The following is a 16,636-nucleotide window of genomic DNA, read 5'->3' on the forward strand; positions in this document are numbered from 1 at the left end:
GTCGGGTGAGCCGTCCGCCGCGGACGGCCGGGCTTCAGTCGACCGAGCCGTCGCCGCTGACGACCGAGTGGAGACGGTCCTCGGTCTCCTGCGGGCACAGGAACATCAGCTCGTCACCGGCCTCCAGCGGGTCGTCCGGGGTCGGCACCAGCACCCGGGCCCCGCGGAGGATCGCGACCAGCGCCGCGTCCGACGGGAGCGGAACCTCCCGCAGCGGACGCCCGACGTACGGCGCGTCCCCGGCCAGCGTGATCTCGACCAGGTTGGCCTGACCCTGCCGGAACGTCATCAGCCGCACCAGGTCGCCGACCGTCACGGCCTCCTCGACCAGCGCCGCCATCAGCCGCGGCTTGCTGACCGAGACGTCCACGCCCCACTGGTCGGTGAACAGCCACTCGTTCTCCGCCCGGTTGACCCGGGCGACGACCCGGCCGACCGCGAACTCGGTCTTCGCCAGCAGCGACACCACGAGGTTGACCTTGTCGTCGCCGGTCGCGGCCACCACGACGTCGCACCCGGCCATCCCGGCGTCGTCCAGCGACGAGAGCTCGCACGCGTCGGCGAGCACCCACTCGGCCTCCGGAACGAGGTGGCTGCGCATCTGACGGGGGTCACGGTCGATCAGCATCACCTGGTGACCGTTCTCCACCAGCTCGTTGGCCACCGAACGGCCGACGTTCCCGGCACCCGCGATCGCGACCCGCATCAGTGTCCCCTCTCGCCCGGAGCCGTAGCGGCGATCTCGCTGACCCTCTCGACCTGGCCCTCGGCCGCGAGCAGGAAGATCCGGTCGCCTTCCTGGATGACCGTGGACCGGTTGCAGAGCTGCCCCACCCCGAAGCGGGTGAGGTACGCGACCCGCGCTCCGGTCGCTTCCTCCAGCGTCGAGATCCGCTGGGTGAGCCACCCGGGGTGCAGCGGTGGTTCGATCATCGCGACCGAGCCGGAGGGGTCGCGCCAGACCTCGACCGCGCTCTCCGGCATCAGCGCGCGGAGCACCTGGTCGGACGTCCAGCGGACGGTGGCGACGGTCGGGATGCCGAGACGCTCGTAGACCGCCGCTCGGCGGGGGTCGTAGATCCGCGCCACGACCCGCTGGACGCCGAACGTCTCCCTGGCCAGCCGCGCCGAGATGATGTTCGAGTTGTCGCCGCTGCTCACCGCCGCGAACGCGTCGGCCCGCTCGATGCCGGCCTCCTCGAGAGTCCGGCGCTCGAAGCCGACCCCGGTCACCGTCGAACCGCCGAAGTTCGGGCCGAGCCGGCGGAACGCATCGGGGTTCTGATCGATGACCGCGACGGTGTGCCCGCGCTTCTCCAGACTGTGGGCGAGGGTGGAGCCCACCCGTCCGCAGCCCATGATGACGATGTGCACGTCCGCAGTCCTTCCGCGCCCTGGAGGCCTGACCTCGCCTGGACGCTACACGCCCTGAACCCCCGGGTAACCCAGGGTCTTCGGACTCGATGTTCACGAGTTACCGCCCTGCCCGATCCGCCGGTCAGGACGGACGTACGCTAGCGCCGTGCCGTCCCCGACGTCCGTGTTCAAGCGCCTCGTCATCGGACGGGCGCTCCGGAGCGACAAGCTTGCCGAAACCCTGCTGCCGAAGCGCGTCGCGCTGCCGGTCTTCGCGTCCGACGCGTTGTCGTCGGTCGCCTACGCGCCCGCCGAGATCCTCGCCACGCTGAGCGCGGCGGGGCTCGCCGCCTACACGTTGTCGCCCTGGATCGCGCTGGCCGTCGTCGTCGTCCTGCTCACCGTGGTCGCCTCCTATCGGCAGAACGTCCATGCTTATCCGTCCGGCGGCGGCGACTACGAGGTCGTGAACACCAACCTCGGGTCGCGGTTCGGCCTGGGGGTGGCGAGCGCGCTGCTCGTCGACTACGTACTCACGGTCGCGGTGTCGGTGGCGTCCGGAGTGGCGAACCTCGCTTCGGCGGTGCCGATCCTGGACGACCATCAGGTGCTGGTATCGATCCTGCTGGTCGCGCTGTTGACGTCGCTCAACCTGCGGGGTGTCCGGGAGTCGGGGGTGGCGTTCGCGATCCCGACCTACGGGTTCATGATCGCGGTCTTCGGCATGGTGCTCTGGGGCGTGTACCGGATCTTCATCGCGGGTGACGAGGTGCGGGCCGAGAGCGCCGACTTCGAGATGCACAGCGAGCAGACGATCGCCGGGGTCGCGCTGGTGTTCCTGCTGGCGCGCGCGTTTTCGTCCGGGTGCGCGGCGCTGACCGGCGTCGAGGCGATCAGCAACGGTGTGCCCGCGTTCCGCCGTCCGAAGAGCAAGAACGCGGCGACGACGCTGCTGCTGCTCGGGCTGATCTCGGTCGCGATGATGCTCTGCATGATCTGGCTGGCCCGGCTGACCGGCCTCCAGTACGTCGAGAACCCCGCGGAGCAGCTGGAAGGCGCACCGGACGGTTACGTCCAGAAGACCGTCGTCGCGCAGCTGGGCGAGGCGATCTTCAGCGGGTTCAGCCCCGGCTTCTACTTCGTGACGTTCATGACCGCGCTGATCCTGGTGCTGGCCGCGAACACCGCGTTCAACGGCTTCCCGGTGCTGGGCTCGATCCTCGCGCAGGACCGATACCTCCCGCGGCAGCTGCACACCCGGGGCGACCGGCTAGCGTTCAGCAACGGCATCCTGTTCCTCGCGGTCGCCGCCGGCATCCTGCTGGTGGCGTTCAAGGCAGACCCGAGCGCGCTGATCCACCTCTACATCGTCGGGGTGTTCGTCTCGTTCACGCTCAGCCAGATCGGCATGGTGCGGCACTGGAACCGGCTGCTGCGGGTGGAGCGCGACCCGCAGGTTCGCCGCCGCATGCGCCGCTCGCAGGCGATCAACGCGTTCGGACTGGTCATGACCGGCACGGTGCTGATCATCGTGCTGCTCACCAAGTTCACCCAGGGCGCCTGGATCGCGATCGCTGCGATGGCGTTCATCTACCTGCTGATGCTGGGTATCCGCAGGCACTACAACCGGGTGGCCGAAGAACTGCGGCCGGCCGACGAGAAGCCGATCCTGCCGTCCCGCAACCACGCGGTCGTGCTGGTCTCGACGCTCCACCAGCCGACGCTGCGGGCGCTGGCCTACGCGAAGGCGACCCGCCCGGACTCGCTGACCGCGGTGACCGTGAACGTGGACGACGCCTCGACGCGCGCGCTGCAGGAGGAGTGGGACCGGCGGGGAATCTCGTTGCCGCTCACCGTGGTGGAGTCGCCGTACCGGGAGATCACCCGGCCGATCCTCGACTTCGTGCACGGGCTGACCAGGCAGTCGCCGCGGGACGTCGTCACGGTGTTCATCCCGGAGTACGTGGTCGGGCACTGGTGGGAGCACCTGCTGCACAACCAGAGCGCGTTGCGGCTCAAGGGCCGGCTGCTGTTCGAACCCGGCGTGATGGTGACCAGCGTGCCGTGGCAGCTGCTGTCCACCGCCGGCCGTGACCCGGACCGCGCCGACCGGGTGGCCGGTCCCGGTTCGGTACGCCGCGGCCTGCACCCCTCGGTCTCCGACCCGCCCGACCGTGACCGCGAGTCGGAGGGTTCCCAATCGTGACGTCCTGGGCGGCGGGTACCGAGTTCGAGCTGGAGATCGGCGCGTTCGCGCACGGCGGGCACTGCGTGGGCAGGCACGACGGCCGGGTGGTCTTCGTCCGGCACGCGCTGCCGGGCGAGCGGGTGCTGGCTCGGGTGACCGAGGATCGTGGCGGCTCGTTCTGCCGTGCGGACGCGGTCGAGGTGCTGCGGGCGGCGCCGGAGCGAGTCGAGCCGCCCTGCCCGTACGCGCACCCCGGCGGGTGCGGGGGCTGCGATCTGCAGCACGCCGCTCCGTCCGCGCAGCGCTCGTTGAAGGCGGGCGTGGTGCGGGAGCAGCTGGAGCGCCTCGGGGCGCTGACCCCGGAGCGGGTTTCGGAGATCTTCACCGGCGTCGAGGAGCTGCCCGGTGGGCCGCTCGGCTGGCGGACGCGGGTCCAGTTCGCGGTCGACCCGACCGGGCGTGCGGGGTTGCACCCGCACCGGTCGCGGGCGGTGTTGCCGGTGGAGAGCTGCCCGATCGCCGATCCACGGATCGACGCGCTCGGTGTGACCCACCTGGGGTGGCCGGGGGTGGCCGCGGTCGAGGCCGTGGTGTCGGCGGGTGGTGACGACGCGCTGGTGCTCGACCAGCCCGGTCCCCGGCGTGACCGGGGCCGGGGACGTGAGCGAGGCCGGGGCCGTGACCGGGGCGGACGCGGGCGCGGGCAGGCATCCGGGCCGGCACCGACGCCGGTACACGTGCCGGAGGAGCTGCCGGAGTCGGCGGCGATCCTGGTCGCGGCATCGCCGGTCCGGCGCACCGAGCGGGCGCCCGCCGCGCCGATCCGGGGGCACCGGCGGGTGCGGGAGCTCGCGGCCGGGCGGCGCTGGTACGTGCGGGCAGACGGGTTCTGGCAGGTGCATCCCGCGGCGCCGGACGCGCTGGTGAGCGCGGTCGTCGAGGCGCTGGGGCCGCGTCCGGGGGAGTCGGTGCTCGACCTGTACGCCGGCGCCGGCCTGTTCGCCGGGGTGCTCGGCTCGCAGGTGGGGCCGGACGGCCGGGTGGTCGCGGTCGAGGCCGACCGTGGTGCGTGCGACGACGCCCGGCGGAACGTGCGGGACCTGGAGTGGGTCGAGGTGGTCGCTGCGCGGGTGGACCGGGCGCTGGGCGAGGGGCTCGAGCAGCCGGTTGACCTGGTGGTGCTGGATCCACCGCGGTCGGGGGCCGGTGCTGCGGTGGTGCGTGCGGTAGCGGCTCGGGGCCCGCGGGCCGTGGCCTACGTGGCGTGTGATCCGGCGGCGTTCGCCCGCGACGTGGCCACGTTCGCCGAGGAGGGTTACCGCCTGACGCGGGTCCGCGCCTTCGACGCGTTCCCGATGACCCACCACGTCGAGTGCGTCGGGACGCTCCTGCCCCGCTAGCGGCTGGGGGACGGTTCGCGGAGCACCAGGGCGACCGCGCCGAGGGCCTCGGCGCGGCCGCCGAGCGTCCCCTGGACGACGTCGACCGCTTCGACCGCGCTCGGCACCGCGGACCGCCCCAGCGCGTGCCGGAGGGGGTCGAGCAGCACCTGCCCGGTCGCTGCCAGCTCGCCACCCACCACGACCCGGTCCGGGTTGATCAGGTTCACCAGGCCACCGAGCGCGATCCCGATCGCCGAGCCGGCGTCCGCGACCACCCGGCGGCACGGCGCGTCTCCCTCGGCGATCAGCTGGACGACGTCCGCCAGCGACCGGACCTCGGGCCGGCCCCGGCGCAGCACCGAGACCAGCGCGGCGCCACCGGCGACCAGTTCCAGGCAACCGCGGTTGCCGCACCGGCAGACGTCGCCCGCCGCGTCGAGGCTCAGGTGGCCGATCTCGCCCGCGGTACCGGAGATGCCCCGGAACAGCCGCCCGTTGATCACCAGCCCACCGCCGATGCCGGTGCCCAGCTTGAGGTAGACGAGCGCCTCGCTGCCCCGCCCGGCGCCCCAGGTGTGCTCGGAGAGCGCGCCGAGGTTCGCGTCGTTCTCGACGTGGACCGGCAACTGGAGACGGCGCCCGAGCTCCACCGACGGCGCCAACCCGGCCCAGGCGGGCAGGATGTTCGACGCGCCCAGCAGGCCGGTGCCCGCCACGACCGGGGCGGGCAGGCCGAGCCCGACGCCGATCACGTCCGACAGACGGTGGCCGGACTCCTCGACGGCGGCGACCACGAGCGCGGCCGCGCGGTCGAGCATGACCGAAGCGGTGTGCTCCTCGTCCGGCTGCAGCCGCTCACCGCGCTCGGCGATGACGGTGTGCGCCAGGTCGGCCACCGCGACGTTGACGTGCCGCCGCCCGACGTCCACCCCGGCCACGACCCCCGCGCCCGGCGCGAGCTGGACCACGGCGGCCGGCCGGCCACCCGCGGGACCCGCGGGCGCGGTACCGCCGGGTTCCACGACCAGGCCGAGGTCCGCGAGGTCACTCAGCGTAGTCGAGACGGTCGCACGGGAGAGGCCGGTCGCGGACGCCAGATCGGCGCGGGTACTGGGCCCCATTGCCCGCAGCGCATCGGCCAGACGGCGTTGATTACCGCCCAGCGCGGTGACGCCTGACACCTGGTCAGTCATGGAGGAATATTCCGGCGTGTCGACAGTTCTGTCAACTGAACACAAAACTGAATCGTTGGAAGCCGCCGGGAGTGCATGCTTCGTGGCTTTCGTCGGCTTTACCGATACAGTGAAGTGTCGTGTCCATGACGAAACCAAACCGTTATGGCTGTTCCTTGACGTAACCCGGGCCGAGGGCAGAGTGTTCTGGGCATCGGCGGAGTGCGCCGGTGCAGTGTTTTTGATGCGTCCCCATCGGGAGGTTCGGTGTTCACTCTGCGTCGCGGCGTCGCTGTTGCCGCTGCCGTGCTGCTGGCGCTCAGCGCGGCAGCCTGTGAGAGCTCAGACGAAGGTTCTGACTCTGGCAGCAGCAGCGACAGTGCCAAGATCGCGCTACTGCTCCCGGAGTCGCAGACGACCCGGTACGAGCAGTTCGACAAGCCGCTGTTCGAGGCCAAGGTCAAGTCGCTCTGCTCGGGCTGCTCGGTCATCTACAACAACGCCAACCAGCAGTCCGACACGCAGCAGCAGCAGGCTGAGGCCGCGCTGAACGACGGCGCGAAGGTCCTCGTGCTCGACCCGGTCGACGGTGCGGCCGCTGCCAGCATCGTCAACACCGCGAAGGCCAAGAAGGTCCCGGTCATCTCCTACGACCGGCTCGTGACCGGCGCGGACCTCGACTACTACATCTCGTTCGACAACGAGAAGGTCGGCGCGCTGCAGGCCACCTCGCTGGTCGACCAGCTGAAGAAGACCGGCAAGACCAGCGGCAACGTCGTGATGATCAACGGCTCGCCGACGGATAACAACGCGAAGCTCTTCAACAAGGGCGCGCACTCGGTCCTCGACGGTTCGGGCTTCAAGCTCGAGCCGACCCCGGACTACTTCACGCCGGAGTGGAAGCCGGAGAACGCTCAGACGTTCATGGACGGCCAGATCTCCAAGCTGGGTAAGACCGGCTTCGTGGGCGTCTACGCCGCGAACGACGGCACCGCCGGTGGCGCCATCGCCGCGATGAAGGCCGCGGGCGTCACCCCGCTCCCGCCGGTCACCGGCCAGGACGCCGAGCTCGCCGCGATCCAGCGGATCGTCGCCGGCGACCAGTTCATGACGGTCTACAAGGCCATCAAGCCGGAGGCCGAGAAGGCCGCGGAGATCGCGGTCGCGCTGGCCCAGGGCAAGGAGATCACCGACCAGACCACCCCGGTCAACAACGGCAAGGAAGACGTCCCGTCGATCCTGCTGACCCCGGTCGCGGTCACGAAGGACAACATCAAGACGACTGTCGTCGCCGACAACTTCTACACGGTGGCGCAGATCTGCACGGCCGACTACGCGGCGGCCTGCAAGGCGGCCGGCCTCCAGTGACGGCCGACCACTCCTGATCGCGAGGGCGACGGCACACCACACGGTGTGCCGTCGTTCCCGCGCGCAGGGGTCCATTCCGAAACCAACCCCCTCGCAGCGAAGAGGACCGCATGACAGCCACCACAGGGGCCGGCCGTCCAAGCACCGGCACAGATGCGCCGGTGCTCTCGATGACGGGCATCAACAAGCGGTTCGGCGCCGTCCAGGCGCTCACCGATGTCTCCTTCTCGGTTCAGGCCGGGGAGGTGGTCGCGCTGGTCGGAGACAACGGAGCCGGCAAGTCCACGCTCGTCAAGGTGATGTCCGGAGCGGGACCGGCGGACAGCGGCGAGATCCTCTTCGAGGGCCGCCCGGTCTCCATCCCGTCGCCGTCGGCATCGCAGAACCTCGGCATCGCCACGGTCTTCCAGGACCTGGCGCTCTGCGACAACCTCGACGTCGTCGGCAACTTGTTCCTGGGCAACGAGGTCACGATCGGTGGCGTCGCCCTCGACGAGGCCGAGATGGAGAAGCGCAGCTGGGAGCTGCTGCGCACGCTCGCTGCGAAGATCCCGAGCGTCCGGATCCCGGTCGCCTCGCTCTCCGGTGGCCAGCGGCAGACCGTCGCGATCTCGCGGTCGCTGCTCGGCAACCCCAAGGTCGTCATCCTCGACGAGCCGACCGCCGCCCTCGGCGTCGCCCAGACCGCCCAGGTGCTCAACCTGGTCGAGCGGCTGCGCGACCGGGGTCTCGCGGTCGTCCTGATCAGCCACAACATGGCGGACGTCCAGGCCGTCGCCGACCGGGTGCTGGTCCTCCGCCTCGGTCGCAACGCGGGTGAGTTCGACGCCCGCGCGGTCAGCAGCACCGAGCTGGTCGCCGCGATCACCGGCGCCAGCGACAACGTGGTGGCCGAGCGGGCCGCCCGGGAACACCGCGGCCCCGCGGGCCGGCACGAAGGGACGAACGCGTGAGCTCGACGAACACCCCCCTGGAGCCGGCCGAGAAGCCGGCGGAAGGTGCCGTCGCGGCGGACCTGCTCGACCCCCGGCTGATCCAGGCCCGTGGCCCGATGGGCTACCTCAGCGCGCTGGTGCAGCGGCTGAAGAGCGGCGACATCGGCTCGCTGCCGATCGTCGTCGGACTCGTCGTCATCGTCATCGTCTTCCAGAGCCTGAACGAGACGTTCCTCAACGCGTTCAACCTGGTCAACCTCTGTCTGCAGATCGCGTCGCTGACGATCATCGCGCTCGGCATCACGCTGGTGCTGCTGCTCGGCGAGATCGACCTGTCGATCGGTTCGGTCAGCGGTGTCGCCGCCGCGATCGTGGCAGTGGCCAACGCGACCCACGGCGTCAACCCGTGGCTGTCGGTCCTGATGGCGGTGCTCGCGGGTACCGTGATCGGCCTGATCCACGGCCTGGTCTTCACGAAGATCGGCGTGCCGTCGTTCGTCATCACGCTCGCCGGTCTGCTCGCCTGGCTCGGTGTGCAGCTGCAGATCCTCGGTAAGCAGGGCACGATCAACCTGCCGCCGACCGGAACGCTGATCGACATCGGCCAGCAGAAGTTCCTCCCGACCTGGCTGACCTACACGATCGGCTTCGCGCTGGTCCTGCTGTACGTGGTGACGGCGCTGACCGGGTCGGCCCGCCGCCGGCGCGCCGGGCTGTCCGGTCAGCCGATCTGGGTCACCGCGATCGTCGCGGTGTTCCTCGTCGTCGTGGTCGTCGCGGTCGCCGCGAAGCTGGGCCTCGACCGCGGCCTGCCGTGGATCTTCCTGTTCTCGGTCACGCTGGTGCTGATCTTCGACTGGGTCATCCGGCGGACGAAGTACGGCCGGGCGATCCTGGCCGTCGGTGGCAACATCGAGGCGGCTCGCCGGGCCGGTATCAAGGTCGACGCGATCCGGATCTCGGTGTTCATGCTCTGCTCGACGCTCGCCGCGATCGGTGGTGTGATCGCCGCGATGCGGCTGGGCTTCGCGAACCAGCAGTCCGGTGCCGGTGACGTGCTGGTCAACTCGATCGCCGCGGCGGTCATCGGTGGTACCAGCCTCTTCGGTGGCCGCACCCGTCGCTACGCGCCGCTGCTCGGCGCGGTCGTGATCGGTTCGATCGCGAACGGCCTGGCGCTGCAGTCGCTGGAGTCGTCGGTGAAGTACATGATCACCGGCGCGGTGCTGCTCGGCGCGGTCGTGATCGACGCGGTGTCCTCCCGCGGCCGGAAGAGCTCCGGTAGGTAACAGCAACAACATCGATGCGGACGCTGTGCACGCGCACAGCGTCCGCATCGTTTGTATAACGTGAAGTTTCTGTGTGGGTTTCCAGGCGCGCAAGCGGCCGGATCCGCCCGGCGCAGCCCCCGGTGAGCTGGGCTTTTGCTGCTCGTGCACCATGGGGTGGAGGCCTGAGCCTCGAGATGCGGTCGAGTCAGCCGTGGCTAGACTCGAAAATCTCGCCGGCTCCCCAAGCAGGCCCCCTGACCCCGCTAGCGCGAGGAGTTGCCGCCACCGTGACCGACCAGGCCCGTGCCGAGGTTCCCCCGTCCAAGGGTGCATTGTCCGACGGTGAGCTTCTGGGAAGCATCTCCTCGCCCGAGGTGCTGCGGGCACTGCCCGCGGAGGTGCTGCCGACCCTGGCGGCCGAGATCCGCGACTACCTGGTCGCCAAGGTCTCGAAGACCGGTGGCCACCTCGGTCCGAACCTCGGCGCGGTCGAGCTGACGATCGCGCTGCACCGGGTGTTCGAGTCCCCGGCCGACAAGATCCTGTTCGACACCGGCCACCAGGCCTACGTGCACAAGCTGCTCACCGGCAGGCACGACTTCGAGAAGCTCCGCCAGCGCGGCGGCCTCTCCGGCTACCCCAGCCGGGACGAGAGCCCGCACGACCTGGTCGAGAACTCGCACGCCTCCACGGCCCTCTCCTACGCCGACGGCCTGGCCAAGGCGTTCGCGTTGCGCGGTGAGAAGCGCCACGTGGTCGCGCTGGTCGGCGACGGGGCGCTGACCGGCGGCATGTGCTGGGAGGCGATCAACAACATCGCCGCAGGCAAGGATCGCCCGGTCGTGATCGTCGTCAACGACAACGGCCGCTCCTACGCGCCGACGATCGGCGGGCTCGCCAACCATCTCGCCACGCTGCGGCTCAATCCGGGGTACGAGCGGGTGCTCGACCTGGTCCGCGACTCGCTGTCCCGGACCCCGCTGGTCGGGGCGCCGCTCTACGACGCGCTGCACGGCGTCAAGCGGGGCCTGAAGGACGCGATCAGCCCGCAGGGCATGTTCGAGGACCTCGGGCTGAAGTACGTCGGCCCGGTGGACGGGCACGACCTCGGTGCGCTGGAGTCCGCGCTGCGCCGGGCGAAGTCGTTCGGCGGTCCGGTGATCGTGCACACGGTCACCCGCAAGGGTTACGGCTACGCGCCGGCCGAGGCCGACGAGGCCGACAACTTCCACGGTCCTGGCGCGTTCGACCCGGCCACCGGCAAGTCGATCGCCCCGCCCGCGCTGAAGTGGACCAAGGTCTTCTCCGAGGAACTGGTCGCGGTCGCCGAGGAGCGCGAGGACGTCGTCGGCATTACCGCCGCGATGGCGATCCCGACCGGCATCGACAAGCTGGCCCAGCGCTACCCCGAGCGGGCGTACGACGTCGGCATCGCCGAGCAGCACGCGGTCACCTCGGCGGCGGGTCTGGCGATGGGCGGCATGCACCCGGTCGTCGCGGTGTACGCCACGTTCCTCAACCGGGCGTTCGACCAGACACTGCTCGACGTCGCCCTGCACGGCCTGCCGGTGACGTTCGTGCTCGACCGGGCGGGCATCACCGGGCCGGACGGGCCGAGCCACTACGGCATCTGGGACCTGTCGATCCTCGGCGTCGTGCCGGGCATCAAGGTCGCGGCGCCCCGCGACGCGGCGACGCTGCGGGAGGAGTTCCGCGAGGCGGTGGCCGTCTCCGACGGCCCGACCGTCGTGCGGTTCCCGACCGGCGCGGTGCCGGCCGACCTTCCGGCGGTGTCCCGCGTCGGTGGTGTGGACGTGTTGGTCGACGCCGGTAAGAAGCCGGACGTCTTGCTGGTGAGCATCGGCGCGTTCGCGCACACCGCGGTCGAGGTCGCGGCGCGGGCCGCCGAGCACGGCATCCGGGTCACGGTCGTCGACCCGCGGTGGGTGCGGCCGGTGCCCGAGGCGCTGGTGACGATGGCGCGGGAGGCCGCGCTGGTGGTCTCGCTGGAGGACGGCGTCCGGGCCGGTGGGATCGGCACCGCGCTGGCGCAGACGCTCTCCGACGCCGGCGTCGGCGTGCCGGTGCGCGACCTGGGCGTGCCCGCGGAGTGGCACCCGCACGGGACGCGCGGCGAGATCCTCGCCGACCTCGGGCTGACCGCGCAGGACATCGCCCGGCAGATCACCGAGTGGGTCTCGTTGCAGGCCGAACAGGCCGACCGGACGAGCGACCCCCTCACGCACTGAGCGTCCGGCCCGCCGGTTCCCCGGCGGGCCGTGGTCGTTGAGGCCGCGGCGAGGCGCACCGGGAAGCGGACGCCGGGCGCCTCCGCGAGTCCGCTCCCCTGGATCGCTAGTTGACTAGGATTCTGGTCAACTAGAATCGTGGTCATGACGACGATCCTGCCTCTGAATGAGGTCAAAACGCGCTTTTCTGCGCTCGCGGATGAAGTCGCGGCGACGCATGAGCGCGTGATCGTGACCCGCAACGGACGACCGCACGTCGTGATCATCGCCGTCGACGACCTCGACGCGCTGCAGATGACGCTGGAGCTGGCGACGACTCCGTCCGCGCTCGCGGAGACGACCGTTGCCGATCGTGAGGTGGCGGACGGTGATTACCTGACCGCGACCGACGTCGAGGACATCCTGGCGCGGCGCCGAGCCGCAGAGGTGCCGGATGAGTGACCGGTACGAGCTTCGGCTGGCTCGTTCGGCCTCGCGTGTCCTGCAGAGCGGTCCGCCGCACGGCTTGCCGTTAGCGGCAGCGGAAGCGATCGGAGCGTTCATGACCGGACCGCTGCTGGACAACCCACATCGCGTCGGCAAGGAACTGATCAACGACTGGGCCGGCTACCACGCGGCGCGGCGGGGCGACTATCGGATCGTCTATCGCATCCTCGAAGCGGATCGGGTCGTGCGGGTGGTTCGGATAGACCACCGCGCAGTGGTCTATCGACCGCGCTGATCGCGGGCTCGACCGGCGGCCGCTCGGCGGAGGGCTAGGTCGGCGAAGGCGGCTGGGGGGCGGTCCCAGGGCCAGCTGTCGGACCACTCGCGCCGCCCCACCTTGCGGTTGCGGGCCTCCTGGAGCACCGTGAGCGCCCCGGGCGGCAGAGCGGTGCCATGGCGGTAGGCCAGCGCCACCGCGGCCGTCAGCGCGACCGTGAGGTGTTGCGCGCCGAGCAGCTCGACCAGCCGGGCGTCCACCTCGATGTTGCCCGCGGCGCTGTGGCCGAGGTGGCCGAGGCTGAGGTTGGCGCTGGACCGGGCGAGCGCGTGCGCCTCGTCGTCCGGCACCGCGATCAGCGCGGGTACCACGCCGGGGGTCTCCGGGAACCACGCCAGGAGCTCCGCGGCGCCGGCAGCGACCGCTGGGTCGTAGTCGCTGAGCCAGTTCAGGTAGCGGTACCCGTGGCGTGCACCCGCTTCGTACGCCGCCTGCGCCCAGTACGCGGCGACCGCGTCGGTCGCGGCGAGCTGCGCCTCGTCCGGACGCGTCTCCTCGTCGTAGAGCCAGGTGAGAACCGTACGTTCGGTTTCGCTCGTCACGCCGCGGGCGCCCGCGAACGCGACGGCGGGGGAGAACGGCAGTTCCCCGTCCTCCCGGTCGCCCACCGCCAGCGCGCGCAGCAGGCCGATCAGGATCGCGCGGTCCGGCGTGTCCCGCGACTCCACCAGCCCGACCACGAACTGGACCACGTACCGGGTCGCCTGCCAGCGCGTTCCCTGGTGGTACACGGTGCCCAGCAGCGCCGCGCAGGCGTTCTGCCGGACGTCCGGATCGCCCGACCGTAACGACCGTAAGTGGCCCGGTACGTCGGTGGCGACACCGTAGGCGTGGTGCAGCCGGTTCCACGGGACCGCATCGAGACCCGCGAGCGGTGTCGGGGTCGATGGGGGCGGTGGGGGAGGAGTCGACAGCATGCGCACCCGCGATCGATACCACATCGGGTCGATCGCGCTGCAGGCACGGTCGTGGGTTACGCGCGTCCAAGGTGGACGTAACCGGCATTCCGCGTGGGGGCGCAGGGGATCGTGATGCAGGTGTGACCCGCAGCCCACTCGTCCGGCACGGCTCGTGGCCGGAGGTGACGCGACGGCTTACCGTCGTTGCGGGGGCCGACCTGTCGGCCTCCGCTGGGCAACGCAGTGGGAGGCACGAACGTGCGGGTGCTGGTGATCGAGGACGAGCGGGCTCTGGCCGACGCGGTAACCCGCGGGCTGCGCCGGGAGGGGATGGCCGTCGACGTCGCCTACAACGGCACCGACGGGCAGGAGATGGCCACCGTCACCCGCTACGACGTCCTGGTGCTCGACCGCGACCTGCCGGGCGTCCACGGCGACGTGATCTGCGCCGAGCTGGCGGCCTCCGGTTCGCTCACCCGCGTGCTCATGCTGACCGCCAGCGGGACCGTGGCCGACCGCGTCGAAGGGCTCGGGATCGGGGCCGACGACTACCTCGCGAAGCCGTTCGCGTTCGAGGAACTGGTCGCCCGGGTGCGTGCGCTCGGACGCCGGGCGACGCCGCCCGCCCCGCCGGTGCTCACCGTCGGCGACGTCGAGCTCGACCCGGCTCGCCGCGTGGTCAGCCGTGCGGGGCGTCCGGTCGACCTGACCCGGAAGGAGTTCGGCGTGCTGGAGGTGCTGCTCTCCGCGCGGGGCGCGGTGATCTCCAGCGAGGAGCTGCTCGAGCGGGTCTGGGACGCCAACGCCGACCCGTTCACCACGACCGTGCGGGTGACGATGATGACGCTGCGCAAGAAGCTCGGTGATCCGCCGCTGATCGAGACCGTGGTCGGTGCCGGTTATCGGGTGACACCGAGATGACCGTCTACGGGGGGCCGGCCCCGGTTCGACCGTCCCGGCTGCGCCCCACGCTGCGGCTGCGGCTGACGCTGCTCAACGGCATCCTGCTGGTCGGCGCCGGACTGCTCCTGCTGGTCCTCTCCTACCTCCTGGTGCGCGACCAGCTGATGTCCACCGAGCAGCTCGCGCCGGGCTCCAGCGTCACGCTGGTCGACGCGGACGGCAGCACGCACACCGAGAGTGCCACCGCGTGGCAGGAGAGCATGGCCTCCACCACCACGACCGACCTGCTGGTGAAGGGCTTCCTGGCGCTGGTCGCGATCGGCGTGGCCGGGGTGGCGGGCGGGCACCTGCTCACCGGACGGGCGCTGCGCCCACTGCACCAGGTGACCGCGACCGCCCGGCGCCTGTCCACCGAGACGCTCGACCACCGGCTGCACCACACCGGCCCGGACGACGAGGTGAAGGAGCTCGCCGACACGTTCGACAGCATGCTCGACCGATTGTCGGCCGCGTTCGGCAGCCAGAAACGGTTCGTCGCGAACGCCAGCCACGAGCTCCGGACGCCGCTCGCCGTGATGCGGACCGAGATCGACGTGACGCTCGCCGACGACGACGCGACGGTCGAGGACCTGCGCCGGATGGGCACCGTCGTCCGGGACGCCTCCAGCCGCGCGAACGAGCTGATCGAGGCGCTGCTGCTGCTCGCCCGCACCGAGGCCCAAGCAGGCCGGCTGGCCAAGCAGATACCCGTCGACCTCGCGCGAGGTGTCCCCTCGACGCTGGCAGCGGTCGCGGCCGAAGCCGAGCGGCTCTCGCTCCAGGTCGGCACCGACTTCGCCCCGGCCGTCGTGGTCGGCGACCCGAGCCTGCTGGAGCGCCTCGCCGGGAACCTGGTCGAGAACGCCGTGCGCTACAACGTCACCCATGGCGTCCTGAACGTGCGGACCGGCAGCGACGGACGCCAGGCCTGGCTGGTGGTCGCCAACGACGGACCGGAGCTGGACCAGCGCGAGGTCCCCGGGCTGTTCGAGCCGTTCCGGCGGGGCGGGGTCGAGCGCACCGGTACCCGCGGCGCGGGCCTGGGGCTCTCGATCGTCCGTGCGGTGGCCGGTGCGCACGGAGGGACCGTGCAGGCGGTCGCCCGGCCGGGCGGCGGGCTCGAGGTGACCGTGCTGATCCCCGCGGCCGATCCGGCGGTCGCCGCCACGCTCACCACGCCGGGCCGCGATTCGGCTCCGGCGGGCCGGGTGCGGGGTGTCGCCCGGCCCCAACCCCGCTGACCGGCGGGGCGGACGTCAGCCCATCGGCTGGCTTTTCCGCCGAAAAACAAGGCGGATGGTGACCATGGCTCGTCCGTGCCGTTGAGGCAGTTATCCTGTGCGGGTGGTGCTGCGGCCCCAGCGCGGCACCCCGGAGAAACCGGGCCGGTGTCCGCGACCCCCGCGAGAGCGAGAGGAACTACCACCCGCAATGACCATCGCCGTATCGACCGTGCTCGTCGTGACGAGCTTGGCGCTGATCCTGCTGATCCTGCTCCACCGGGGTAAGGGCGGGGGTCTGTCGAGCATGTTCGGCGGCGGCGTCTCCTCGAACCTCTCGGGCTCCTCGGTCGCGGAGAAGAACCTCGACCGGATCACGATCGCTACCGGCGTGATCTGGTTCGCCTGCATCGTGACGCTCGGGTTGCTGCTGAAGACGACCGCCGGCGCCTGATTTCTCGGGCTCGGTCGGCGCTCGGCAGCGACCACCCCCACCCACCCCCTCTGGGAAGGAACGGAGCGCTGTAACCGTGGCTGGTGGAAATGCCATCCGAGGCACCCGCGTCGGCGCGGGGCCGATGGGAGAGGCGGAGCGGGGGGAGTCAGCGCCCCGTCGCCACATTCCCTTCTACTGCGCGAACGGGCACGTGACCCGTGTGTCGTTCGCGGTGGAAGCCGCCGAGCCGGAGCACTGGGACTGTCCGCGGTGCGGGCTGCCTGCCGGCAAGGACCGCGAGAACCCGCCTGCGGCTCCGCGCAACGAGCCGTACAAGACGCACCTGGCCTACGTGCGGGAGCGGCGCAGCGACGCGGACGGTGAGGCGATCCTCGAGGAGGCCCTCGCGAAGGTGCGGGCGCGCCGCGGCGAGGTCTAAGACTTAAAGCGAGAAG

General features: G+C 71.1%; 16 protein-coding genes. 12 read left to right on the forward strand and 4 right to left on the reverse strand.

What is annotated here, in order from left to right; translation table 11 throughout:
• Nucleotides 1-34: 34 nt before the first annotated feature.
• A complete protein-coding gene (locus BUB75_RS03345; RefSeq protein ID WP_073251254.1) occupies nucleotides 35-706 on the reverse strand; it encodes a potassium channel family protein in 672 nt (223 codons plus the stop codon).
• Nucleotides 706-1,374 (reverse strand): potassium channel family protein, encoded by a 669-nt coding sequence (locus BUB75_RS03350; RefSeq protein ID WP_073251256.1) that lies wholly within the window; start codon nucleotides 1,372-1,374, stop codon nucleotides 706-708. Before BUB75_RS03350 ends, BUB75_RS03345 begins: the two co-directional genes overlap by 1 nt.
• 148 nt (nucleotides 1,375-1,522) lie before the next feature.
• Here BUB75_RS03350 and BUB75_RS03355 point away from each other — a divergent pair, with 148 nt between their 5' ends.
• Together BUB75_RS03355 and BUB75_RS03360 are read left to right on the forward strand one after the other, a co-directional pair.
• Entirely contained in the window at nucleotides 1,523-3,562 is a 2,040-nt protein-coding gene (locus BUB75_RS03355) for an APC family permease (RefSeq protein ID WP_073251259.1), read from the forward strand.
• Complete coding sequence (locus BUB75_RS03360; protein WP_084740173.1) at nucleotides 3,559-4,944, forward strand: class I SAM-dependent RNA methyltransferase; 1,386 nt, start codon at nucleotides 3,559-3,561, stop codon at nucleotides 4,942-4,944. The genes BUB75_RS03355 and BUB75_RS03360 overlap by 4 nt, the downstream gene beginning before the upstream one ends.
• On the opposite strand, the gene BUB75_RS03365 is transcribed toward BUB75_RS03360, so the two are convergent.
• The gene (locus BUB75_RS03365; RefSeq protein ID WP_073251261.1) at nucleotides 4,941-6,119 is read right to left on the reverse strand and encodes an ROK family transcriptional regulator; all 1,179 of its coding nucleotides are present in this window, start codon (nucleotides 6,117-6,119) and stop codon (nucleotides 4,941-4,943) included. The two genes, BUB75_RS03360 and BUB75_RS03365, sit on opposite strands and share 4 nt — an antisense overlap.
• A 246-nt stretch (nucleotides 6,120-6,365) precedes the next feature.
• Here BUB75_RS03365 and BUB75_RS03370 point away from each other — a divergent pair, with 246 nt between their 5' ends.
• From BUB75_RS03370 to BUB75_RS46950, 6 genes are all read left to right on the forward strand, one after another.
• Nucleotides 6,366-7,466, forward strand: a complete 1,101-nt coding sequence (locus BUB75_RS03370) for a sugar ABC transporter substrate-binding protein (RefSeq protein WP_073251263.1) — start codon at nucleotides 6,366-6,368, stop codon at nucleotides 7,464-7,466.
• Between the two features lie 110 nt (nucleotides 7,467-7,576).
• Nucleotides 7,577-8,419: an ATP-binding cassette domain-containing protein gene (locus BUB75_RS03375; RefSeq protein WP_073251266.1), complete on the forward strand. Its 843-nt coding sequence runs from the start codon at nucleotides 7,577-7,579 to the stop codon at nucleotides 8,417-8,419.
• Nucleotides 8,416-9,690 carry a sugar ABC transporter permease gene (locus BUB75_RS03380; RefSeq protein ID WP_073251267.1) on the forward strand — a complete coding sequence of 425 codons (1,275 nt, stop codon included), beginning with the start codon at nucleotides 8,416-8,418 and terminating at the stop codon, nucleotides 9,688-9,690. Before BUB75_RS03375 ends, BUB75_RS03380 begins: the two co-directional genes overlap by 4 nt.
• 176 nt (nucleotides 9,691-9,866) lie before the next feature.
• A complete protein-coding gene (gene dxs, locus BUB75_RS03385; protein WP_084740174.1) occupies nucleotides 9,867-11,921 on the forward strand; it encodes a 1-deoxy-D-xylulose-5-phosphate synthase in 2,055 nt (684 codons plus the stop codon).
• 144 nt (nucleotides 11,922-12,065) lie between these two features.
• Nucleotides 12,066-12,362, forward strand: coding sequence for a type II toxin-antitoxin system Phd/YefM family antitoxin (locus BUB75_RS03390; protein WP_073251271.1), 297 nt, complete (start codon nucleotides 12,066-12,068; stop codon nucleotides 12,360-12,362).
• A gap of 100 nt (nucleotides 12,363-12,462) precedes the next feature.
• Entirely contained in the window at nucleotides 12,463-12,642 is a 180-nt protein-coding gene (locus BUB75_RS46950) for a type II toxin-antitoxin system RelE family toxin (protein ID WP_218617263.1), read from the forward strand.
• Here the strand turns inward: BUB75_RS46950 and BUB75_RS03400 are convergent.
• Entirely contained in the window at nucleotides 12,627-13,607 is a 981-nt protein-coding gene (locus tag BUB75_RS03400) for a hypothetical protein (RefSeq protein ID WP_143175002.1), read from the reverse strand. The genes BUB75_RS46950 and BUB75_RS03400 overlap by 16 nt on opposite strands.
• A gap of 234 nt (nucleotides 13,608-13,841) precedes the next feature.
• Between BUB75_RS03400 and BUB75_RS03405 the strand changes: the two genes are divergently transcribed.
• The 4 genes from BUB75_RS03405 (at nucleotide 13,842) to BUB75_RS03420 (ending at nucleotide 16,620) form a co-directional block, all read left to right on the forward strand.
• Complete coding sequence (locus BUB75_RS03405) at nucleotides 13,842-14,504, forward strand: response regulator transcription factor (protein ID WP_073252715.1); 663 nt, start codon at nucleotides 13,842-13,844, stop codon at nucleotides 14,502-14,504.
• Nucleotides 14,501-15,766 (forward strand): HAMP domain-containing sensor histidine kinase, encoded by a 1,266-nt coding sequence (locus BUB75_RS03410; protein ID WP_073251277.1) that lies wholly within the window; start codon nucleotides 14,501-14,503, stop codon nucleotides 15,764-15,766. The genes BUB75_RS03405 and BUB75_RS03410 overlap by 4 nt, the downstream gene beginning before the upstream one ends.
• A gap of 190 nt (nucleotides 15,767-15,956) precedes the next feature.
• Nucleotides 15,957-16,199 (forward strand): preprotein translocase subunit SecG, encoded by a 243-nt coding sequence (gene secG, locus BUB75_RS03415; RefSeq protein ID WP_084740175.1) that lies wholly within the window; start codon nucleotides 15,957-15,959, stop codon nucleotides 16,197-16,199.
• Nucleotides 16,200-16,275: 76 nt separating this feature from the next.
• Nucleotides 16,276-16,620, forward strand: coding sequence for an RNA polymerase-binding protein RbpA (locus tag BUB75_RS03420; RefSeq protein ID WP_073251278.1), 345 nt, complete (start codon nucleotides 16,276-16,278; stop codon nucleotides 16,618-16,620).
• Nucleotides 16,621-16,636 lie beyond the last annotated feature (16 nt).

This window comes from Cryptosporangium aurantiacum, from assembly GCF_900143005.1.
In the GTDB taxonomy this organism is placed as follows: Bacteria; Actinomycetota; Actinomycetes; order Mycobacteriales; family Cryptosporangiaceae; genus Cryptosporangium; species Cryptosporangium aurantiacum.